The organism is Pseudarthrobacter sp. NPDC092439, from assembly GCF_044754945.1.
Lineage (GTDB): Bacteria > Actinomycetota > Actinomycetes > Actinomycetales > Micrococcaceae > Arthrobacter.
The window spans coordinates 442,579-464,244 of sequence record NZ_JBIVQB010000002.1; the positions used below are offsets into that span (position 1 = coordinate 442,579).

The 21,666-nt window shown below is 66.5% G+C and carries 20 protein-coding genes; 11 read left to right on the top strand and 9 right to left on the bottom strand.

The window, feature by feature from the left end; genetic code table 11:
- The first annotated feature begins 124 nt into the window (after nt 1-124).
- Nucleotides 125-2,455: a transglycosylase domain-containing protein gene (locus ACIQCM_RS06955; protein ID WP_400605035.1), complete on the top strand. Its 2,331-nt coding sequence runs from the start codon at nt 125-127 to the stop codon at nt 2,453-2,455.
- A 12-nt stretch (nt 2,456-2,467) separates the two neighbouring features.
- Here the strand turns inward: ACIQCM_RS06955 and ACIQCM_RS06960 are convergent, their stop codons facing one another.
- Genes ACIQCM_RS06960 through ACIQCM_RS06975 form a run of 4 tightly spaced genes read right to left on the bottom strand, consistent with a single transcriptional unit; the run spans nt 2,468 to nt 4,728 of the window.
- Nucleotides 2,468-3,088 (bottom strand): DUF1992 domain-containing protein, encoded by a 621-nt coding sequence (locus ACIQCM_RS06960; RefSeq protein WP_400605036.1) that lies wholly within the window; start codon nt 3,086-3,088, stop codon nt 2,468-2,470.
- Nucleotides 3,089-3,108: 20 nt separating this feature from the next.
- Nucleotides 3,109-3,606 carry an SRPBCC domain-containing protein gene (locus tag ACIQCM_RS06965; protein ID WP_400605038.1) on the bottom strand — a complete coding sequence of 166 codons (498 nt, stop codon included), beginning with the start codon at nt 3,604-3,606 and terminating at the stop codon, nt 3,109-3,111.
- 12 nt (nt 3,607-3,618) lie between these two features.
- A complete protein-coding gene (locus ACIQCM_RS06970; protein ID WP_400605040.1) occupies nt 3,619-3,951 on the bottom strand; it encodes an ArsR/SmtB family transcription factor in 333 nt (110 codons plus the stop codon).
- 42 nt (nt 3,952-3,993) lie between these two features.
- The gene (locus ACIQCM_RS06975) at nt 3,994-4,728 is read right to left on the bottom strand and encodes a GAF and ANTAR domain-containing protein (RefSeq protein WP_400605042.1); all 735 of its coding nucleotides are present in this window, start codon (nt 4,726-4,728) and stop codon (nt 3,994-3,996) included.
- Nucleotides 4,729-4,971: 243 nt separating this feature from the next.
- Between ACIQCM_RS06975 and ACIQCM_RS06980 the strand changes: the two genes are divergently transcribed.
- The 3 genes from ACIQCM_RS06980 to ACIQCM_RS06990 all read left to right on the top strand — a co-directional run bounded on the left by ACIQCM_RS06980 (nt 4,972) and on the right by ACIQCM_RS06990 (nt 7,553).
- Nucleotides 4,972-5,703, top strand: a complete 732-nt coding sequence (locus ACIQCM_RS06980) for an ANTAR domain-containing protein (protein WP_400605044.1) — start codon at nt 4,972-4,974, stop codon at nt 5,701-5,703.
- Between the two features lie 184 nt (nt 5,704-5,887).
- Nucleotides 5,888-7,117, top strand: a complete 1,230-nt coding sequence (locus ACIQCM_RS06985) for an NYN domain-containing protein (protein ID WP_400605046.1) — start codon at nt 5,888-5,890, stop codon at nt 7,115-7,117.
- A gap of 244 nt (nt 7,118-7,361) precedes the next feature.
- On the top strand, nt 7,362-7,553 hold the full coding sequence (locus ACIQCM_RS06990; RefSeq protein WP_400605048.1) for a hypothetical protein: 192 nt from the start codon (nt 7,362-7,364) through the stop codon (nt 7,551-7,553).
- Between the two features lie 126 nt (nt 7,554-7,679).
- Here ACIQCM_RS06990 and ACIQCM_RS06995 read toward each other — a convergent pair whose 3' ends face one another.
- On the bottom strand, nt 7,680-9,065 hold the full coding sequence (locus ACIQCM_RS06995) for an MBL fold metallo-hydrolase RNA specificity domain-containing protein (RefSeq protein ID WP_400605050.1): 1,386 nt from the start codon (nt 9,063-9,065) through the stop codon (nt 7,680-7,682).
- Between the two features lie 324 nt (nt 9,066-9,389).
- Here ACIQCM_RS06995 and ACIQCM_RS07000 point away from each other — a divergent pair, with 324 nt between their 5' ends.
- Nucleotides 9,390-10,196 carry a type II CAAX prenyl endopeptidase Rce1 family protein gene (locus ACIQCM_RS07000; RefSeq protein ID WP_400605052.1) on the top strand — a complete coding sequence of 269 codons (807 nt, stop codon included), beginning with the start codon at nt 9,390-9,392 and terminating at the stop codon, nt 10,194-10,196.
- Nucleotides 10,156-10,509 (top strand): hypothetical protein, encoded by a 354-nt coding sequence (locus ACIQCM_RS07005; RefSeq protein ID WP_400605054.1) that lies wholly within the window; start codon nt 10,156-10,158, stop codon nt 10,507-10,509. The genes ACIQCM_RS07000 and ACIQCM_RS07005 overlap by 41 nt, the downstream gene beginning before the upstream one ends.
- On the opposite strand, the gene ACIQCM_RS07010 is transcribed toward ACIQCM_RS07005, so the two are convergent.
- The gene (locus tag ACIQCM_RS07010) at nt 10,485-11,258 is read right to left on the bottom strand and encodes an oxygenase MpaB family protein (protein ID WP_400605056.1); all 774 of its coding nucleotides are present in this window, start codon (nt 11,256-11,258) and stop codon (nt 10,485-10,487) included. The genes ACIQCM_RS07005 and ACIQCM_RS07010 overlap by 25 nt on opposite strands.
- Nucleotides 11,259-11,284: 26 nt before the next feature.
- Complete coding sequence (locus tag ACIQCM_RS07015; RefSeq protein WP_400605058.1) at nt 11,285-12,091, bottom strand: methyltransferase domain-containing protein; 807 nt, start codon at nt 12,089-12,091, stop codon at nt 11,285-11,287.
- A gap of 160 nt (nt 12,092-12,251) precedes the next feature.
- Here ACIQCM_RS07015 and ACIQCM_RS07020 point away from each other — a divergent pair, with 160 nt between their 5' ends.
- Both ACIQCM_RS07020 and ACIQCM_RS07025 read left to right on the top strand, forming a co-directional pair.
- Nucleotides 12,252-12,719, top strand: a complete 468-nt coding sequence (locus ACIQCM_RS07020; protein WP_400605059.1) for a hypothetical protein — start codon at nt 12,252-12,254, stop codon at nt 12,717-12,719.
- The gene (locus ACIQCM_RS07025) at nt 12,716-14,413 is read left to right on the top strand and encodes a DUF5671 domain-containing protein (protein ID WP_400605061.1); all 1,698 of its coding nucleotides are present in this window, start codon (nt 12,716-12,718) and stop codon (nt 14,411-14,413) included. The genes ACIQCM_RS07020 and ACIQCM_RS07025 overlap by 4 nt, the downstream gene beginning before the upstream one ends.
- A gap of 295 nt (nt 14,414-14,708) precedes the next feature.
- Here ACIQCM_RS07025 and ACIQCM_RS07030 read toward each other — a convergent pair whose 3' ends face one another.
- Nucleotides 14,709-15,374, bottom strand: coding sequence for a GPP34 family phosphoprotein (locus ACIQCM_RS07030; RefSeq protein ID WP_400605062.1), 666 nt, complete (start codon nt 15,372-15,374; stop codon nt 14,709-14,711).
- 236 nt (nt 15,375-15,610) lie between these two features.
- On the opposite strand from ACIQCM_RS07030, the gene ACIQCM_RS07035 reads away from it, so the two are divergent.
- From ACIQCM_RS07035 to ACIQCM_RS07045, 3 genes are read left to right on the top strand one after another with little or no spacing between them, the layout of a single operon-like run.
- The gene (locus ACIQCM_RS07035; RefSeq protein ID WP_400605064.1) at nt 15,611-16,516 is read left to right on the top strand and encodes a TIM barrel protein; all 906 of its coding nucleotides are present in this window, start codon (nt 15,611-15,613) and stop codon (nt 16,514-16,516) included.
- A complete protein-coding gene (locus tag ACIQCM_RS07040) occupies nt 16,513-17,646 on the top strand; it encodes a Gfo/Idh/MocA family protein (RefSeq protein ID WP_400605066.1) in 1,134 nt (377 codons plus the stop codon). The genes ACIQCM_RS07035 and ACIQCM_RS07040 overlap by 4 nt, the downstream gene beginning before the upstream one ends.
- Nucleotides 17,643-20,363, top strand: a complete 2,721-nt coding sequence (locus ACIQCM_RS07045) for a hypothetical protein (protein ID WP_400605067.1) — start codon at nt 17,643-17,645, stop codon at nt 20,361-20,363. Before ACIQCM_RS07040 ends, ACIQCM_RS07045 begins: the two co-directional genes overlap by 4 nt.
- Nucleotides 20,364-20,456: 93 nt before the next feature.
- On the opposite strand, the gene ACIQCM_RS07050 is transcribed toward ACIQCM_RS07045, so the two are convergent.
- Entirely contained in the window at nt 20,457-21,665 is a 1,209-nt protein-coding gene (locus tag ACIQCM_RS07050) for a CehA/McbA family metallohydrolase (RefSeq protein WP_400605069.1), read from the bottom strand.
- Nucleotide 21,666 lies beyond the last annotated feature (1 nt).

Consider the following 21,666-nt stretch of genomic DNA (forward strand, 5'->3'; position numbering starts at 1 on the left):
CGGGCCCGGCACGCCGGCATGGACCGCGCCGGTAAACGTGACCAAATCCTGACCTGCATGTCTCTGGATCGGCCTCCCGCTGCGGCGTAGTCTGATGCCACCTCCGAGGCTCAGGGGCTGCTGAATGGCACAAACGAAGAAACCCAGGTACGGCGTTGGCGCCGTCTTGGCACGCTTTATTGCATTCATCGCCGCCAGCGTGGTGTGCGGCGTCCTGGCGGCCAGCCTGGTGGTACCGGCGGTGGCCGCAGCCGGGCTGGGCGTCAGCAGATCCATTGGATTCTTCGAAAACCTGCCCGATGAACTGACGGTGCAGCCGCCGTCGCAATCCACCAAGGTGCTCACCTCCGACGGCAAGCTGATCGCCACGTTCTTCGCGGAAAACCGGGTGCGGATCCCGCTGGACCAGATGTCCCCGTACATCAAGGATGCGGTGGTGGCGATCGAGGACAGCCGGTTCTACGAGCACGCCGGCATCGATCCGCAGGCCATTGCCCGGGCGGTGGTGTCCAACCTGACCAAGGGCGGCCAGCAGGGGGCGTCCACCATCACGCAGCAGTACGTCACTAATGTGGTGAATGAGTCCCGGCTCTCGCAGGACCGTCCGGACGAGGTGATCCTCAGCGGCCAGAAGGACATGGGCGACAAGCTGCGGGAGATGAAGCTGGCTATTGCCCTGGAGAAGAAGTTCACCAAGGAGCAGATTCTTGAGGGATACCTGAATATTGTGTTCTTCAACAGCGAGGCCTACGGGATCGAAGCCGCGGCGCGCTACTTTTTCAGCAGCACGGCCAGGAAACTGACGCTCCCGCAGGCCGCGCTCCTGGCCGGCCTGGTCAACAGCCCCACGTTCTACAACCCCGCGGTCAATCCGGATAAGTCGATCGTGCGCCGCAACCAGGTGCTGTCCGAGATGCTGCGCCAGCGCATGATCACTGACGCCGAGCACGACGCTGCTGTGGCAACCCCCATCCAGTTGAAGCTGGCGCCGCAGCGGCAGGGCTGCGCCTACGCCCTGATAGCGCCGTACTTCTGCGACTACATCTCGCACCTGATCCTGAACAATCCGGCCTATGGCGCAAGCCTGATCGAACGGCAGCGCAAGCTGTACCGCGGCGGGCTCACCATCGTCACCACTTTGGACAGCCGTCTGCAGGGAGCAGCCCAAACGCAGGTCAACGGGACCGCCGGCGCCAACCGGGACCGGTGGGGCGCGGCCCTTGTCACCGTGCAGCCCGGCACCGGGAAGATCCTTGCGATGGCGCAGAACACAGTAATCCTTCCGGTGAAGGGGAAGTTCGATACCCACCTGAATTTCAATGTGGACGCGAAGGATCCGCAGGGCAACGACCTCAACGGCGCCGGCGGGTTCCAGCCGGGCTCGACCATGAAGCCGTTCACGTTTGCGGAATGGCTGAATGAGGGGAAGCCGCTCACTGCCATGATCGACGCGTCACGGCGGGTCTATTCTTGGGGGTTTCCGTGGCGATCCAGCTGCGGCCGCGTGATGGGGGCCTACAGCACGGCACAGAACACCCCGGAGCTGGGGGCTGCGGACGACCTGCAGAACGCTGAACCAGGGTTCTACCGGCCGATGGCCATCAATTACGGACTCTACAACTCCATCAACACCGCCACTTTCGCTTCCGCCACGCAGTTGGACTTCTGCGGCATCCAGAAGGTGGTGGACGCCGTCGGCCTGCACAGCGGCCTGGACGGGGCCCAGATCAACATGCACCAGCTGGGGAACCTGCTGGGAGCCATCGGCGTGGCCCCGCTGCACCTGGCAAACGCGTATGCCACCTTCGCCAACGATGGCCGTTACTGCGCCCCGATCGCGCTCCTGGACATCCGTGATGCCACCGGCGGTAAGTTGCCGGCGCAGACCACGGAATGCCGCACCGCGCTCAAGCCGCAGGTGGCGCGCGGGGTCAACTCGGTGCTGCAGGACGTCATGAAGAAGGGCTCGGGTGTGTGGATCGAGCCGAAGGTCCACACGAAGTTCCCGGTAGGCGCGAAAACCGGTACGTCCAACAACAACGGTTCCACATGGGTTGTGGGGTACTCCAGCGGCCTCGCCACTGCGTCGTTCTTTGGCGACGCCCTGGAGGGCCAGGACCGGCCGGGGCAGAACGTGACCATCAACGGCGTGTTCTACGAGCGGCTGGACGGCTACATGATCGCCGGGCCGCAGTGGGCCAACTACATGCTGAAGGTGGGTCCGCTGTACCCTGCGAAGGAATTCCCGCCACCTCCGGCCTCGATGTACGGGGGGCCGGCTCCGTCGCCCACACCCGGGACATCCACCGGCGGCACCGGTTCGACCCCCTCCGGCCAGACTGACGGTGCCACTGGGGGGTCCACCGGAGGTGCCACGGGCGGGTCCACCGGCGGGTCGGATGGCGGTACCGATCGCCAAGGCGGAGGCAAACCACCGACACCCCCGGGCAGGTAACAGGAAGCCCGTTCACCGCAAGGGCTGGCCCCCGCCGCGCCACACCTTCTGCCACCACCGGCTCCGCCGCCACCGGGGCGGCGCTGATGCAACCGGCGGTTCCTCAGCAACGCGGGCTGCCCGGCGTTCACGCCACCGGTCAAGCTCGGCTTCCACGTCGCGGGTCCTGGTAACCACCGGCGGACCGCCCTGGAGCTGTCGGCGCGCATCGATGACCCGGCGGTTGAAATCCTCCAGAAGGTCCCGCGCCTGCTGTTCGGTGTACTGCGCGTCCAAAGCGGCATCGAGCCCGGAGTCCTCCTTGCGGAGCAGGATCGCCGCAGGCCCCATGCCGCTGATGTTTTCGCGTTCCAGGAGTCCCTTGACCCACCAGTCGGGGTCGTACGACTCCCCCAGCCCGGGAATCGGCTTGCCCGCGTACTTGAGATTGTCGAACTTGCCCTGGGCCATGGCGTCACGGATCAGGTAGTCGGCGCGGGCAGCGTCTCCCACCTTCCGGCGCTTTTCACGTTCCCGGGCCTCGACGGCTTCCAGCGCGGCCTCCTCCTCCGCGCTGATACCCCCTCCCCGGTATGATCTCAGCTCCGCCGCCCGTTCCAGCCGCTTTCGAAACCCGTCGGATCCCCCCGCCATTCCATGCCCTCCGAAAGCGCTCAGGCGTTGGCGTGTTCGGCCAGGATGCCGTCCATCTGGTCCACGGCGCCCTTGAGCCCCTCTTCCATGCCCATGGCCACCATCTGTTCCATCTGCTCCTCCGACTCAAACTTCGAGTGGATCGTCATCCGGGTCCGCCCGCCGACATCCTCAAGGGTCACCTCGGCATGGGTGATGCCGAGATCGCCGGTGGGGTTGCCGTCGTCGTCCGCAAAACCGTCATCGAACTCGAGCTGGCGCGGCGCGTCAATGGCGGTGAATTCCCACCAGCCACGCGATTTTTGCCCCTCCGGGCCGGTCATGTAGTAACTCGCGCGGCCGCCGCGGACAAAGTCGAGCTTCTCAAACGTCGCCGGCCAGGTGGGCGGCCCCCACCAGCGTTCCAGTTGCCGCGGGTCTTCCCACAGGTCCCAGACGCGGTCGACGGCGGCGTCAAACTCCGCGACGAGGGTGAGGCAGAGTGCCTCGGGGTTTTTGTCCATACTGATGACTGTCATGGCTGTGCCGTCCTAGTTTTCAGCGAGAATGTCGGCAATCCGGCCGGCGCGTTGCCGCCAGATCATTTCGTATTCGTCGAGCAGCAGGCGGGCTTTCTGCAGGCCTTCGCGGCTGCCCCGCACCAACTGCTCCCTTCCGCGCTTTTCCTTGCTCACCAGGTTCGCGCGCTCCAGCACCGCCACATGCTTCTGGACTGCGGCGAAGCTCATGGCGTAGAGATCAGCGAGGCCGGACACCGAGTACCCAGCCACCGTCACCCGCCGGACGATGTCACGCCGGGTGGGGTCTGCGAGCGCCTGGAACAGGCGGTCGAGTTCTGTTTCACGGAGCTGATCTACAACCATTTGGTTGTACGATATTCCCATCCCGCGGAAGAGTCAACAGTTTCAGGAATCGAAGTGCGTCTCGATTGAGGTTCCGGACAGCTGCTCAATGAGCTCGCGGGCCACGTCCCGCAACTTGCGGTTGCGGTTGCTGGAAACCTTGGTGAGGATATCCATGGCCTCAGCCTGCGAGCAGCGGTTCTGCGCCATGATCACCCCGCACGCCAGGTTGATGGCGGTCCTGCTCTCCAGGGCCGCTTCCAGGTCCTCCGCCCTGCTCTGCGCGGAAGTGATCCGCACGGACAGCCGAAGCGTGTTCTGCGCGGCGCCCGCGAAACCCACGGCCTGTTCGTAGACATCGGCGGTGAAGACGCCGGGCCTGCCGGCGAAGAAGTTCAAGGCGGCACTGGCATCCGGACCGATCTCCAGCGGCACGCCCAACGTGCTATGGACACTGTTCTCCGCGAGCCGCTGGTTGTAGGCGGGCCAGCGCGGATCCCTGCTGACGTCGTCGATGATCACCGGGGACATTTCCCGCAGCGCCCTGATGCACGGACCGTCGCCGAGGGCCTGTTCCACATGGTCAAGGTCCACCGCGCGCTGGCTGCTGCCTGCCGCCGTCGCGGGCTTGCGTTTGGTCTTGAGCGTCACGGCGCATTCAATGTGGTCACCGGCGGTTTCGGAGACGGCAGCCGCCGCCATTCCTGAGAGGCCGGACAGGAAATCCACCACGTTTTCAGCGCCCACCAGGATTTCCTGGAGCTGATGGACGGACTCGCGATCGGCTGAAGTCGGCATGCGGCCATCCTACTGGTCCCGCACTGTATCCCCTGGCCCGGCAGGGGCGTAGTGTCGATAGCAGGAGATTTCGGGATAACGACAGGACCCGGAGGTGGACTGTCCGGGCCGCGCCTAAGAGCGGCGGCCACCAGCCACCCGGAGTTTGGGAAGTAGGGCCGTATGGCCATGAGCATTGAAGTGGGCTACGCAGCGCGTCGGCAGGGGTCCCCCGCACGCAGCCCCATTGGAGCGTGACCCGCAGTGGACAACCGCGGTGCGGAGACAGATCTGACCCTGCAGGGAATGGTGTTGGCGAACCCGGACATCCGGAGTTTCCTCACCGAACTGGCCGTCCTCGCCTCCGGGCGGTTATCTTCCCCAGGCAACCCTGTGCACAGCGGGGTCACCGTGCTGCGGCGAAAGCGGCCGGAAGCCGTGGCCGCCAGCGACGCGACGGCCCGCGCCCTGGATGAACTGCAGAACGGATTCGGCGACGGCCCCTGCCTCACCGCCCTTCGGACCAGATCCACGGTGATGACCCCGGACCTCGCCGCCGAGGACCGCTGGAGCGACTACGTCCGCGCGGCACTCCGCAACGGCGTGGCCTCGATTCTCGCAGTTCCCCTGGACCTGGCCGGAGAGGCCGACGCCGTCCTGAATATCTACGCCCAAACCCGCCACAGCTTCCCCAGCGACAGCATTGCCACTGTGGAGGCCTTTGCGGAGCAGGCGGCGGGAGCGCTGCGGCTGTCCCTCCGGATTTCACAGCTCAGCGAGGCCAGGGAGGACCTGACCGCGGCGCTGCAGTCGCGGACGATGATCGACACCGCCCTCGGAGTGATCATGGCGGAGAACCGGTGCAGCCGGGACACCGCGTTCAGCATCCTGACCAGGGCTTCCAGTGCGCGGAACATCAAAGTGCGGGATCTGGCCGCCACGGTGATTGCTTCCGTCTCGGGTGAGGAAAAGATCGACACGCACTTCGACGAATAACCCCCGGGTCAGCGCCGCTCCAGCGCGGCAGCCGCCGGTTTCCCCAACCTTGGGACCGACGGCGGGTCGCACCCCAAAGGCCGGCGCGCCGTCGTCGTCCGTCGCCAAAGGTGCGGAACTCAGCGCGGCGCGGGGCGCGCGGCGGGTGCGTGACGCCGCGGCTGCCTGCTGGCACACTGGGCGAATGAGTCTTTCCCCGTCCCGGCGGCCGGGCATCCGTGCTGCGATGTTCGTCGATTTCGACAATGTCTACACCGGCCTGCTGGCGTTGGATCCGGCGGCCGCCAAGCGCTTCGCGGAGGATCCCAAGCACTGGACTGATGCGCTGTCCGCGGGCGGGACCGCCGAGAATTCGCGCCGTTTCCTGGTGCGGAACTGCTACCTGAACCCCGTGGTTTATTCGAAGTACCGGGCGTACTGGACCCGGGCCGGGTTCCGGGTGATCGACTGCCCGTCGCTGACGCAGCAGGGGAAGAGCAGCACGGACATCAACCTGGTACTGGACGCCATGGACGCGCTCTCGGGCAGCGTCGGGATCGAAGAGTTCTTCATCGCCTCCGCCGACGCCGATTTCACCTCGCTGATCCAGCGTTTCCGGGCCGCGGACCGCATGACCACGGTGATAGCCGCAGGGCCGGTGGCCTTTGCCTACCGGGAGATGGCGGACAGCGTGGTGGAGTCGCACGACTTCATCGCCATCCTCAACCAGTCCGCGGCGGAGCCCATCCGCGCGGTCAGCACCAACGGCACGGCTCCCGTCAGCGGCCCCAGAGCGCCGCAGGGCAGGCCGCTCAGCCCCGCGGTCAAGGAGGTCACGGCCCTGATCCGGAGCGCCGCAGGCCCCGTGGTAGGGGCGATGGTGGCACACCGGGCGCTGGCTGCGGACCCGTCATTGAAGGCCGACTGGGGAGGACACGGGAAGTTCGGCACGTGGGTGGCGCAGCTGGGCAAAGGCATCGAATACTCCCCGGCCCGCGGCGGCTGGGTCTGGGACGCGAAGCGTTTTTCGAGCGCCGACCTGCCGCAGGACACCGAGCCGGAGCCCGGGATCGAGGAGCAGGTGGCCCGGGTGACGGACGTGCCGTCGCTTTCCACGGCCCAGTTCCGGCAGATGTTCATCGCGCTGGAGAAACGCCTCCGCGAACACCCCGTGAACCGCAACGAGCTCGCCAAGCAGGTCCGCGACGACTGCGTGAGCGCAGGCCAGCCGGTGTCCCGGGCGGCCGTGAACTTCGTCATCCAGGGGCTGGGTTACGCGCATTTCGAGCTCACCGACACGTCCACCGCCGCTCAGCTCGCCACAGCCTGGACCCACAACGTGGAGGAGCTCTGCCGCGTGGCGCTGATGGAGTTCGATGACGACGAACGTCGGGCGCTGCGGCGCTGGGCGAGCGGCGGATTCCTTGAGTCCTAAGGCACCGTCCCATCGAGGGGTACCGTGTGGAGTGCATCACACGTGATGCGATTCACTCGCAATAATGTTGTGGCTGCCCCCTCCGTTGGGCACTATGGAGGAGCAGGCCGGGGTTGATTCCGGCCCTCCACATCTGGTGACGCAACGAAGCCCACCGGTGACCCCCGGGCCGCCGACGCCTCCGCGCGTTCACGAGCAGGCCACCTCCGGCACAGCCCGGACCGATACATGGAAGTACAAAACAATGACGTTTGAAACTGCCCACTCCGTAACGCTCAAAATCTGGGACCGCGCCAACATGCACCACACCCTGGACGCAGTGGTCGAGGACCTTTCGGCCCGCCACAACACCACCAAGTGCCGCATCGCGGTCACCTGCAGTGGCCCCAACACCTTCACCCTGAGCCTCCGCGGCCCGGAGCTGGCCAGCGCGTAGCCGCTGCGAAGCTACGGCCCAGGCACCTCGGGAGGGCGTACGACGGCGGGACCTCCCGGCGTCGTGCGCCCTCCTCGTGCTTTCCGCCACCTTGCCGCTGCGAGCGTGTGGGCCAAGTGCTGAACCTTATCGGGGATCAAGCAGGGAAACCGTTTCCATATACTCCGGGACGCGGGCCCGCCGTCCCAGTTCGTGCTTGATGCGGGCCCGAAGGGCGTCGGAGGCATCGGGTTCTCCGTGGGTGATATAGGTCATGGCCGGGGCTTCAGGAACGGATTTCATCCATTGGATCAACTCGTTGGAGTCGGCATGGGCTGAGAGACCTTCCATCTGGATAACCTCGGCCTGGACACCGACGTCCTGGCCGTAAACGCGGACATTTTTCCCGCCTGCGGCCAGGGAAGCGCCCCTGGTTCCTCCTGCCTGGTATCCGCTGAGGATGATGGCGTTGCGGCGGTCGGGCCCATACGCCGCAAGGTGGTGGAGGATCCGGCCTCCGGTGAGCATACCGCTCGCGGAAATAATGATCATCGGTCCGCCGCGGAGGTTGAGCAGTTTGGATTCATCCGCGCTTCGGACCGGCCTGGCCACTTTGTACATCGCCTCGAATTCATGCTGCCCGATCCGGTGCTCATCGCGGTGGCGCCGATACATGTCGGAGGCGTCGATGGCCATTGGGCTGTTGAGGTATATGGGGATGGCCGGGATGGCGCCTTTGGCCAACAGGCGTGACAGATGCAGCAGGACAGTTTCGGCCCGTCCCACGGCGAAGGCCGCGATCATGATGACGCCCTGCCTCTTCGCGACCCGCGTGATGATCCCGCCCAACTCAGTTTCGGGATTTCCTGCCGGGTGGATCCGGTTGCCGTAGGTGGACTCGGCCACCAGGATGTTCGCTGGTTCCAGGGCCCGCGGCGGGTACATGAGCGGGTCATTGGCGCGGCCGAGGTCCCCCGTGAAGTGGATGGTCCGGCCGCCCGTCCTGAGGCGGACCTGGGCCGCGCCAAGGATGTGCCCGGCGGGAACAAAGGTCGCTTCAATTCCTCCGGCAGCCTGGAACGGCGAATCGAACTCCTGGGCCCTGAAGCTGTTGAGCGACCGCACAGCGTCCTCGGCTGTGTAGAGCGGCAGCGCTGGATGGTGCGCCGAGGATCCCCGCTGGTTTGCATAGCGGGCCTCCTCTTCCTGGAGGTACCCGCTGTCGGGCAGGAGCAGCTTGCACAGTTCCGTTGTTCCGGCCGTCGCGTAGACCGGGCCCATGAAGCCGTCACGGACCAGCGCTGGGATGTAGCCGGTGTGGTCCAGGTGTGCGTGCGTCAGGACAACCGCGTCGAGGCTTGCGGGGTTGATATGGAGGGACATGCGGTTGCGGTCGCGGAGGCGCTTGTAGCCCTGGAAAAGTCCGCAGTCCACCAGGATCCGGCGGTCCTGAGAACGGACAAGGCAGCGGGATCCCGTCACGGTATCGGTTGCACCAAGAAACTGCAGCGTTGGAGGATGCTGTTCCCTCACATCTGCTCCTTGGTAAGGGGCGGCGTCTATCCAGTAGATACCCGGTCCGGCGGAGGACAACAGGGACGGTCCTTCTAATGCACAGAACCTGCAGGTACCTTGGCGATCCCGCTAAGAGACGGCTCGGACATTCTCATGTCCTGAACAGCCCGGCGTCATCTGATGGTTACCTGCAGGCGCTTTCAGTCTACGCCCGGCGACTGAGCCGCGACAGGGTATGCACCCCGCCGGTTGTCGCGTAAAGGGCAATCAGGGTGTAACGCCCAACAGCTTCGAATGCGCCGTCCACGCGTGCCCATGCCGCCGCACGTAAACTGTGTGACCATGACGCTGCGATCCCCTGCCCGCTTCCCCCTGGCACTGGCCCCGGCAGCGATGGTATCGGCGTCGGGATTCCTGCTGTTTGCGCGGCAGGACCGGTTCCCGGGATTCATCCTGCTGGCCTGCGCGCTGGCAGTGGCGGCGTTGGTGGGGCGGCGGCTGCTGATCGACCTGGCCCTGGTGGCGGTGGGGCTGACAGCGATGAGCCTGGTGCCCATCACCACGGACATCAGCACCGGCCACATGATCGAGATGGGGACGGCCATGGTGCTGGCCGTGGGAATCCCGTATGTGGTCTCGCGCTACGTGACCCGGGAGCATGCCATCCGCTTTCCCGTCAGGACCGGCCAGCCGTGGACGCGGGCCGAGAAGTGGTACCTGCCCGCGGTCCTGGTGATCGGCTACGCGCTGATGCCGGTTTACATGATCCGCACCGGTGTCTACAACAACTGGCCCGCCGTGAGCGACGCGGAAGGGATTGGCCGGCTGTTCCTGGGCACCAACGTATTGGGCATCTGGGACGAACTGTTCTTCATCTGCACCGCCTTCACCCTGCTGCGCCGCCACCTTCCGGACTGGCAGGCAAACCTGCTGCAGGCCGTCCTTTTCACGTCCTTCCTCTGGGAGCTCGGATTCCACAGCTGGGCGCCGTTCTTCATCTTCCCGTTTGCCCTGCTGCAGGCGCGGCTCTTCACGGTCACCAAGTCGCTGTCCTACATCGTCAGCGTTCACCTGCTGTTCGATTTCGTCCTGTTCCTGGTGCTGGTGCATGCGCACAACCGCGAATGGATCGACATCTTTATCTACTGAGCCGGGGCTGGAAGTGGCCCGTCGATGCGGGCGACGGGCAGGCGAACTCTCCATGCGCAGCGAAGAATTCCGCACCCGCCGGGCTGCGCATAACGTCCGCCGCCACTGCGCGGGGACCAAGTTCTTCCACCACCCCATAGCGGGAACGCTGGAGCTGAATTACCAGGTACTCGGCCTCGAAGAGGACCCCGGCCACACGCTTACGGTCTACCCGGCCACCCCGGGCAGCCCCTCCGAAGAAGCGCTGCAACTGCTGGCCACACGGGCGGCAACGGAAAAGGTCGCGGGCTACGCCAGCCCGCTCAAGCAGTAGTCCTTGACCCAGTGCCGAATGCGCCTGGGAAGCCTGGGGTAGGTCACGGCGAGCGCCGACATGGTCCGTTGGAACCGCCGTTCGCTCCGGGCGCTCCAGGGCAGGCCGAAGTCGTCCCGCAACTGCTCCGTCAGCAGGCCCGCCGTCATGAAGCGTGCAGGCGGCATCAGGGCCCGGTACCAAAGCGGCGCCGTGGCCGGGTACAGGAGGCTGCGGCCAATCTGTACGGCAGCGTCGTCCGCGCGAAGCGTGGCCAGGCGTTCCTCCCAGTAGCGGCCGAAGGCCGCCCGGTCCCCCGGCCACATGCGTGCGGGAAGCTGAAGGGCTGTACCGAGCTTCGCGTACTCGCGGTACATCGCATCGGCACTGTCGTCGTCGAACGGTCCGTAGACCCGGGTGAGGATGGTCGCCGCCGTGTCATAGAGGGTTGCGGCCACCCAAAGCTGCAGTTCAGGATCGTAGGCGCTGTAGCCGGCGGCGCCCGCCTCCGGGCCGCTCCGGACCCGCGCGTGGGCGCGGTTCACCCGCCGGCGGACAGCCCTGATCTGCTCCTCGTTGCCGTACACCACCGCGTAGACGTAGGTGAGCGTGCCCTTGAGCCGGTGCAGCGGCCGGTCCGTGAAGGCGCTGTGCTCCGCCACGCCGCGGCCCACCGCCGGGTTGGCGATCTGCAGCAGGAGCGCACGCCCGGCCCCGGCGAGCAGGATGCCCTCCGCTCCCAGGTCCCCGTGCCCGTGCCCGCGATTCATGGCGACTGGTAATCCGGAACGCCTGGTCATTCCCGGCGGGCGGCCACGCTGATGCTGGCCACCCCGTATTTGGACGTGGCCTTGACCGCGCGGCTGGAAAGGAACCGGTATTCGTCGTTGGGGCGGACCGCCTCCACGCGGAAGCCGGCGTCCTCGAGGGCGGCCAGGAAGCTGTCCTGCTGCATGGCGCCGCCGATGCAGGCCGCCCATAACGACGCGTCACAGGTCACGGTGTCCGGGAGCTGCACTGCGGAGACGATGTCGGCCACCACCAACCGGCCCCCGGGCTTGAGCGCGCGGGCGGCCGCTTCGAAGACGCGCGCCTTGTCCGGGACCAGGTTGATCACGCCGTTGGAGATGACGCAGTCCACGGACCCGTCGGCGACGCCGGGGTCTTCGATCCGGCCCTCGCGGAAGTCGACGGCGGCGGGGAACTCAGCAACACCGCTCACCTGGGCAGCGAAAACCTCCGCCAGGGCGCGGGCTTTCCGCACCTGCGCGGGAGTCATGTCGACGCCGATCACCGCACCGGAGTGACCGGCGCCGAGCGCGGCCAGGAAGCTGTCCATGCCTGACCCGCTGCCCAGGTCCAGCACAGTTTCGCCCGGCCGGATGGCGGCGAGATCGTGGAAGTACCCCACGCCGGCGAAGGATTCGATGGCCGCGGACGGGATCCTGTCCAGGCCGGCCGCGGGGTAGCCAAGCCGTTCCGCCAAGGCGCGGCCGGTTTCGAAGTGGAACTCCTGGTGCGGGAAGTTGGCCACCTGCTCGTACATCGACCGGACACGGTCCTCAAGGTCGGTGGTGTCGAGTTGCCGGGGCGTGGTTTCCATGGGTCCTCCTCGTTGAACATCGCCCAACAAGTCGCCCCAGCACCCGTGCGAGCAGCTGTGGAACATGAGTTTCCTCCGCCGCGAAGGCAGCGTCAAGAACCCCGCAAATTAGGGCCCAAGGACACCTGCGCATCCGCTGAAAAAAGCCCATACTTGGCGCATGGGCGACACACCGCGAAAACCGGACCGGATCCTCCTGGCGCTGCTCGGCGTCGTCGGCCTGTTGGTGGTGGTGGCCCTGGCGGTGGTGTTTACGCGCGGCGGGCCCCCGCCGCTTGACCCTGCGAGCGCTGCCGGCGTGGTGCAGCGCTACAGCACCGCGGTGATCGACGGCGATACCCGCACGGCGGACACCTACCTCACCGACAACGCCCGCAGCATGTGTGGCGGCGGCTACTATTCCGGTGAACCGCAGCCGAGCCGGGTGGTGCTGGTGTCGACGACGGAGCGCTCCGATTCGGCCACTGTGCGGGTATCCATTGTCCATTCAGCGCAGGATGGCCCCTTCGGCCCGTCCGAATATGAGATGGAGGATTCCTTCCGGCTGTCCAAGGTGGACGGGCAGTGGCTGATCGACCAGGCGCCCTATCCGCTGCAGGCGTGCGACGGACCGCTGGTGAAGCGGTGAGCGCCTCAGCAGCCGTCACCGTCCACGGGGCCGGCAGCTCGCTGGCCACCCTTCGCCGGCTGATCCAGTACGGGCTGCTGTTTGCCCTGGTGGTCATCATGGCCAACGGCCTTTCGGGGCTGCTGACCCGTCTCTTCGCGGCCCCCGGCACGCTGGCGTCGGCGGACGTGGCCAGCCTGGCGCTGGCCCTGGCGTTCACCCTGATCGGCGGCCCGCTTGCCTTGCTGCTGTGGTGGGTCAGCTGGAAACGGCTCAGCGTCGAGTCGGAACGGCGGGCTGTGGAGTGGGGCCTCTACCTCACCCTGATGTACGCGGTCTCGCTCATCATCTTCAGCACGTCCCTGTTCGCCCTGGTTGCCTCCTTCGTGGATCCTTCGGGGAACGCCTGGCAGCCGCTGCTGGCCAATGCCATCGTCTGGGCGGGCATCTGGCTGTGGCACCGCTGGATGTGGACGAACCCCGCGAAACCGTCGGCCCACCTGCATGACGTGAGGGCCGTGGTCGGAACCGTCTTTGGCCTGGTGCTCGGAGCAGTGGCGGCCATCGTGGCGCTCGCCGCGCTGCTGGACGTTGCCATCCGGGGACTGCCGCTCCTTTCCGCCTACGAGCCCTGGTGGCGTCCGGCAGTCCAGGCGCTGGTGTGGGCAGCGGGCGGAGCGGCCGTCTGGTGGTGGCACTGGTTCCGCGACGGCGGGAAGAGCTTCAAGTCCGGACTGGTGGACGTGATCATGGTGCTCATCGGCGTCTTCCTTGCCGGGCTCACCGCCCTGGCCGGCTTCGCCGTCGTCCTGTTTGTCCTGCTGCGGCTGGCATTCGACCGCGGAGGCCCCCTGAATGAGCTCCTGGAGCCGCTGGCGCCCGCCATCGCGGGGGCGCTGATTGGCGCGGTGGTGTGGCGCTATCATCGGACGGCCTCCGCGGACCGTTCCCTCGCGACCCGGCGTGCGGGCCTGTTGGTCACCTCGGCGGTGGCGCTGGCGGCGGCCGCGTCCGGCGTCGGGGTCATTATCAACGCGCTGCTGGCGGCGCTGGTTTCGCCGCTGGCCGGCGGCGGGACGCGCACGCTGCTGCTGGGCGGCATAAGTGCGGTGCTGGTGGGCGGGCCGGTGTGGTGGCTTTCGTGGAAGCCGCGCCGCCAACCCGCTGCTGCCGGCGAAATTCCGCCGGGGCGCCGCCTCTACCTTGTGGCGTTCTTCGGGGTCAGCGCCGTCGTGGCACTGATAGCGCTGCTGGTGATTGGTTTCCGGCTCTTCGAATTCGTATTGGGAGACGTCTCCGGCGGCAGCTTTGTGGACCGCATCCGCGCACAGCTGGGCCTCCTGGTGGCGGCCGGGCTGGTGGCCGGCTACCACTTTGCCCTGTGGCGGCGCGACCGGGTGCTGATTGCGGCAGCCGCGCCTGCCAGGAAACGGATGGTGGAGCGGATCACCCTGGTCACGGGGTTCCCGCCGGATCCGGCCGCTCCGGATACCCTCGCCCGCGACATCGCTGAAGCGACCGGCGGCGCCAGGGTCACCGTGTGGCCCAGGGCGTACGACGGCGGCCCGGCACCTGCCGGGGTTGCTGGCAGGGAGACAGACCCCGGTTATGCGACGCGGGTGGCCGACGCGTTGGCGGACATCACGGCCGAGCATGCGCTGGTCATCCTGGGTCCCGGCCCCAGGCTGGAGGTCATCCCGCTGGCCGCGCGCTAAACCCGGGCGGGCAGCGCGTTCAGCGGCCGAACAGCTTTGCCAGCCAGCTGAATCCGCCACCGGAGGGCTGTGCCTCCGCAGTGCAGGTGCAGCGCCGTGACTGCGGAATGGTGGCCATGACCTGGTCTACGTGGTTGCCGCAGCCGGCCCACGTCGCCTTCGAGCATTTCTGGCATGTCGCCACTCGGCACATGAGGATCCTCCGTTATGGGGTTTTTCGCGTGGCGGGCGGGTGCCCGTCCATCGAAATAATACCCCACGGGGTATCCAGGGGCCAACTTCGCCGAACAGGTGGTCACAGCGTCGCGGCTTCTTCCTCGGCCAGCCTCACCAGCCGGAGCTCGTCCTCCACCGCCCGCGAGGGCCAGTAGTCCTTGGCCAGTTCGTCGGCCCAGACCCGGTCCGCGGCAGGGAAGAGTTTTCCGAAAAGGCCGGAAGCTTCCGAGAGGGCAATCAGCGCAAGGAGCCGCGCGTCCGGCGCAACCGACCCGGCGGGCGGGGCAGCCGGAGAACGAAGCGCAGACTCCAGGTCCCGCATCAAGATTGCCTTTGGCCCGTGGTCCTTTCCCGGATACCGCACCGTCCGGAAGAGGCCCAGGTGCCGCTCGCCGGCACGTTCCACAATCCCCAGGGAGGCCATTGCCTCATAGACCCGCTGGACCACGGCCCGCCCCTCGAACATCGAAACCCACGCCCTGGGCGTATGGGGCCGGGACTTGTGCCGGATAAGCTCCAGCTCATGTTCGAAACCAGGCGGCGCCGGGGCGCCGGCAGCCCGGACATGCTTGCCGCGCAGCTCCACCGCACCGCTGCGGTCCAGCTCGGCCAGGATCGCGCCGGCCAGGCCGGCCCGAAGCGCAAACACTGGAATTTCAGGCTTGCCGTCCGCATCGTTTGTTGCCAGGAGAAGGAAGGCCTGCGGCAGGTTCAACCTGCCGGCCTTCGGAGTTTCCGCATCCATACCACCCATGGTGCGCTCCTCCCACAGTGACCACAATGGCCAAGTGAAGCGGACGACGGCGGAAGCCTCCCGCCGTCGTCCGCTTACCCCAACGCGGGCCCGCATCTTTCTCAACTAAATTGATTTAGTAGGGCTTTGTGAGCTAGATTACTTCTGTTCCGACTTTCTTCCCCGGCCTCGATGCGCCATGGAACTGTCGGACAACCCATTCCCTTCTGCAATGCGAGGAGCCCTCCTTGATTGAAGTCGCAGGTGCGCCCGTCAGCTTCGGTGTATTCGATCTGGGAGGAAGCGCGGGCGGGCAGCTTCCGGGAGCCGACGAGGTCTGCAGCACGCTCAGCGCCCATGGATACACCGGCGTTGACCTCGGCCCCCTGGGTTTCCTGGGGCGCGGGGCCGGCCTCCGCGAACGGCTGTCCCGGTACGGGCTTTCCCTGGCCGGTGGCTGGATAGACCTCCCCTTCAGCGACCCGTCCGCCTTTCCCGCCAGCCTGCCGGTGCTCGCCGAAGCCCTGGACATCTTCGGTGAGGGCAGGGCTGAAAACCACGAACTCCTTCCCCTGCCCACCCTGGCGGACAGCGGCTCGGAACTGCGCCGGGCCCATCCGGGCGGACACCCGGACGTGGCCCTTGACAGCCAGGGCTGGGACACGCTGGCCCGTAACGTAGCGGTGGCGGCCGCCATGGTGCGGGACCGCGGATTCGAGCCCACCTTCCATCACCACGCCTGCACCTACGTGGAAACCCCTGAAGAGATCGACCGTTTCCTCGACTCCACGGACGTGGGGCTGACCCTGGACACGGGGCATCTCATCCTCGCTGGAGGGGACCCGGTGGAGGGCCTGCAGCGATGGGGCAGCCGCATCAACCACGTGCATATCAAGGATGCCCGCGTCGACGTGCTCCGGGGCGTGGTGGAAGGCAAGGGCGGCATGCGGGACGTGTGGGCCGGCAAGGCGTTCGTGCCGCTGGGCCAAGGCGATCTGGAGGTGGACACCTTCATGGCCGGGCTCATCGGACGCGGCTATGAGGGCTGGCTCGTCGTCGAGCAGGACACCATCCCGGCACCCGGCGACGATCCCGGCCTCATCGAACAGCACCATGCCATCAACCGGAACGTCCTTAGGAAGTGGATACCTTGACCAAGCTTCGACTCGGAGTGGTAGGCCTCGGCGCCGTTGCCCAGTCCGTCCACCTGCCACTCATCAAACGGCGCTGGGACCTCTTTGAGCTGGCGGCGGTTGCCGATCTCTCCCCCAGCCTCCTCGAACAGGTGGGCGCCCAGTACGGCGTGGCAGCCGGGCACCGTTACGGCTCACTGGAAGGCATGCTCGAGGCCGAGGACCTGGACGCAGTCGTACTCCTGACCTCCGGTTCCCACGGACCGCCGGCGCTGCAGGCAATTGAGGCCGGAGTCGCTGTCCTCTGCGAGAAGCCGCTGGCGTACTCCCTCGCGGAAATCGGGCTGCTCCGCAAGGCCGAACAGAACCAGGGAAGGCCGATGCTGCTGCTCGGCTACATGAAGGAGTACGATCCGGCCGTCCTGGAACTCAAGAAACAGCTTCCCCCTTCCGCAGACCTGCGCTACCTGAACGTGGAGGTACTGCATCCGAGCGGCTCCTCCCAATTGGGTTACGCCAACCTCAGGCCGCCCGTGCGTGACATCCCGGCGGATGTCCTCTCCGGCCTGGCGGCTGCCGACGCCGCCCGCCTGGACGCGGCCATCGGGAAGGACAGTACGGAGAAGCTCCGGAGGTTGTACGCCAATGTGATCCTGGGCAGTTTGATTCATGACATCGCTCTGGTCCGGGCGCTTGTGGGCCCGGTGACGCACGTGGACTCAGTGCACTACTGGGCGGAACAGGACGACCCGGGGTCGATCGAAATCAGCGGAACAGCCGGTGACGGACTTCGCGTCCACTTCAACTGGCATTTCCTGACGGATTATCCCGCCTACCGGGAAACAGTTACCGTCCACCACACCCGGGGCACCGGCAGGCTCGAATTCACCGTGCCGTACCTCCTCAACGCCCCCACCAAGCTGACCATGACCACAGCTTCCGGGCAGGGTGTTGCCAACAGCGTCATGGAGGACATCACGGAGGCCTTCGAGCAGGAACTGCTGGCCTTCCACCGCATGGTTTCCACCCACGAAGCGCCCCCGACCGGAATACCCGAAGGAGAGGCCGACGTCGGGGCGGCCCAACTGATTGCCGCCGCCCTGGCGGATTCCCTGGCAACGACGATTGGCGGAGAGGCTGCATCCCTATGAGCGACCCGAACGAAAAAGGCATTGTCCTGGTCCCGCACACGCACTGGGACAGGGAATGGTACGAGCCTTTCCAGGTGTTCCGGTTCAAGCTGGTTCAAATGTTCGATGTGGTCCTGGGCATGGCCGAAGCGGACCCCCGCTTCAGGTTTACCCTCGACGGCCAGACCGCGGCCATCGAGGACTACTTGGAAATCCGGCCGGAAAACGAGGCGCGCGTACGGGCCGTTGTGGCCAGCGGCCAACTGGCGCTCGGTCCCTGGCAGATCCTCCTGGACGAGTTCCTTTGCTCCGGAGAGACCATCGTCCGCAACCTCCAGATGGGCATGGCCGGGGCCCGCAGGCTCGGCGGGTACATGAATGTGGGCTACCTGCCGGACATGTTCGGCCATGTCGCGCAGATGCCGCAAATCCTCAGCCGTGCCGGCATCGGAGACGCCTGCCTGTGGCGGGGCGTTCCGTCCCGTGTCACCGGGCATGCATTCCGATGGGAAGCCCCCGATGGCTCCTCCGTGCGGGTGGAGTACCTGTTCGACGGCTACGGCAGCGCCCTGGATCTCCTCGCCATTCCGGAGAACATTCCCCACGCCCTGAAGAAATACCGCCAGGAAACCATGGACCGCTACAGCGGTGACGCCATCCTGGGGATGGTGGGAACAGACCACATGCCTCCAGATACCGGTCTCATGGGGCATGTAGACACCCACCACTCCGCGCAGTTCCCCATGAGGCTGGCCACCTTGGAAGAGTATGTGGCAGCCTTCGGCCCCGACGAACAACTGCTCACGGTTGCCGGAGAACTGCGTTCGCACGCGCGCGGCAACATCCTGCCGGGCGTCTTCTCCATTCGCAGGAACCTGAAGACGGCCATGGCAGAAGCCGAACGGATGGCACTGGAAGCGGAACGGCTGGCAGCCACCTACAGCGAGAGCGACTTCGAACCGTTTATCAGCATGGCCTGGCGGCGCATCATCGAGTCCACCGCCCACGATTCCGTGGTGGGATCCGGAACCGATGAAACGGTCAGCCAGGTGGAAGCGCGCCTGCATGAGGCAGCCCAGATCGCCAGGGCGGTCCGCAACGAGGTTGCGCTTTCAGTTGCGGCCGGCATTCCCAGCGATGCGTACGTCGCCCTGAACACCCTGCCTGAAGACCGCAGCGTCATGGTGGAACTGGAAGTCCCCGCGCCGGTCGACGGGGTCCCGCTGGCGGCAGAAACCTGCGACGGCACCCGCCTGGACGTCCAGGAAACCGGCCACGCGCCCACCCTGCTCGGGGACGAATCCATGGACGCGTCCGTGTTGGTGGAACGCATGATGAACCGCATCCACGGGCGGGAGCTGTTTGGCCAGCTGATCGAGAATTACCGCGTTGGACCGTACTCTCTTGAGTTCGACGTCGCCGAGGTGCCGTCGACTCCGGTCTTCGACATCGTTGAGTTCAAGGCGGTCCTGGCCGAGGCCGTGCAGGCGCACCCCGGGGAGTGGAAGGTGCGGATCACCGCGCAGCCCCGGCGCCGGATCCTGGTGGACGTTCCGGTCCCGGCCATGGGCATGGTTCCCTTCAGGGTTTCCCAGCAGGACCATTCCCCTGCGGAGCAGGTGACCTGCCGGGACAATGTCCTGGACAACGGGCTGGTGACCGCGCGGCTGGAGGCGGACGGGACAGTCACGCTCACCGGCCAGGACGGTACGGTCCTGGCCGGCATCGGCAGGCTGGTTGACGGCGGTGACTGCGGCGACAGCTACAACTATGGGCCCCCGGCCGTGGACACGCTTGTCACAGAACCGTCCAAGATCAGTGTCGAGGTGCTCGAAAGCGGCTCCGTCCGCGCCGTGGCCCGGATTGTCCGCCATTACCTCTGGCCGAGTGCCCTGGACCGAAGCCTCGGCGCACGCTCCGAGGACCTGGTGGAAGTCCCGGTGCACACGTTCGTGGAGCTGCGGCGCGGTGAGCCGTTTGTCCGCGTCCGCGTCCACTTCACCAACTACGCGGCAGACCACCGGTTCCGCCTTCACATTCCGCTCCCCCATCCCGTGGAAGGGTCCGCGTCGGAGGGACAGTTCGCCATCACTGAGCGTTCCCTCACCGCAGAAGGCGGCGGCGGCGAATTCCCGCTGCCCACTTTCCCCGCCTACACGTTTGTCTCTGCCGGGCCCGCAACGGTTCTGCTGCACGACGCCACCGAATACGAGGTGGTGGAGGGCAGGGAACTGGCATTGACCCTGCTCAGGGCCGTTGGTTCCATCAGCGTCAATGTCCATCCGCTGCGCGACGAGCCGGCGGCTTCGGAGATTCCCATCCCGGGCGGCCAGGAAAGCGGGACCGACGTCGACATCGAGTTTGGCGTCATCGCTTCCTCAGAGGGGCACCGCAACGCTGACGCCGTACGGCTGTCCGACCGGTTCAATGCACCCGGCCTCGTGGTGCGCGGCATCGCACCTGCCGGAGGTGCCGTACCCGGGCAGGCTGAAGGGCTGCGGGTGCGGGGCGACAACGTCCGGCTGAGCAGCATGCGCAGGATCGGCGGGGACATTGAGGTACGCGTGGTGCTGCTCGCCGGCCAGAGCACCGGCGCCGTGGTCACCGGCCCGTTCAGGCAGGTTGAAACAGTCGATCTCACAGGCCGCAGCCTGGCCAGCGAAGGGGCCGACGGGGAGTACAAGTTCGTGCTCGAACCGTGGGAGATCCGGACCCTGCTCCTCCGCGCCGGGGGCTAGGCCGCCATCGCAGGAGGCTGGCTGCGCTCCCGGGGAGGAGCCGCAGCCAGCCTCTTGCCATGGCGTCGGAACAGCCTGGATGGCCCCCCGAACTTAGATGGTCATTGCAACGATCTGCCGGTCAGCTGTCTCCAGCCGGAAGGGACCCACACCGGGCTCCCTGATGGAAACGCGCGGGCCGCGGATCAACTGGCGCCGGCCTTCAAAATCGATGAGGAGGGTACCCTCGGCATCGACGGCGACCAATTCGCCGTCGACACGCAGCAGCAGAGGCGAGTCGATGCCCATGCTGAGGGCTGTCGGCCCGGTCTTGAGCGCTTCGAAGATACCGGCTTCATCCGGCTCCGCCGCCTGGACCCAGGTGGTTGGCAGCCCGGTAGGGTGGCCGCCCTCATGCCGGTGGAAGTCGCCCCCGCCCAGGGGGATCACGGGTTCGCCCCATGCATTCAGCCACGCCCAGATGCTGGTGTCGCGCCGGTTGGGCAGCCATGTTTCGTGCATGATTTCGGCGTGCGCAGGCTTGCGCGACAACTGCCACTGCCATGAACAGTCGGTGGCCACCGGGTGGTTGATGGACAGGAAGCCACCCTCCGCCTCCACCTGCTTGAGCCACTCGTCAGGATGCCGGCGGAAATCGACCCAGCCGATCCGGCCGTAGGCGTTCGCGTGGCCGCGGACCGTGGTCACCTCCTGGCCGGGAAGGAGGGTGATGCCGTATTCGGTGCCGGCACTCTGCAGGTGCGGGTGGTGACTGACCGTGTTGTGGTCCGTCACGGCAAGGAAGTCCAGTCCGTTTGCCGCTGCATCAGCCGCCAGCTGGCGGATCGAGAGTGCCCCGTCCGAGTGGAGTGTGTGGGCGTGGCAGTCGCCGGCAAACCAGGTCATGCCGGATCCCGATGGAAGGCTTCGGCGTCGGCTGGCCGGGACCGTCTGCGAGGGAGCCGGAGCCGGGGGTTCAGGATCGATCCGGCCCATGGCCGGCGTGTTAATGGTCAGCTCAATGGGGACTCCGCCGTCGGGGACATGGTGGAGGCCCAGCACCACCTTCCACACGCCATCTTCGAGCCGGCCCGGGCAGTAGCCCGTGGTGGCTTCGTCCGCGGTGATGACGAAGCGCTGCCTTGCCCCGCCCGACCATCCCCGCCAGCCTGCCGCCCCCATGCATCCAAGGTCGATGACTGCCCGGGAGGTGTCGTATGCCAAGACCACCTCCACCGACCGTGCACCGGAGAGCTCGAACGGCACGTCCAGGTACAGACTCCGGACCCGGTCTTCGGGAGTCAGGGTCCGCGTGATCCGCACC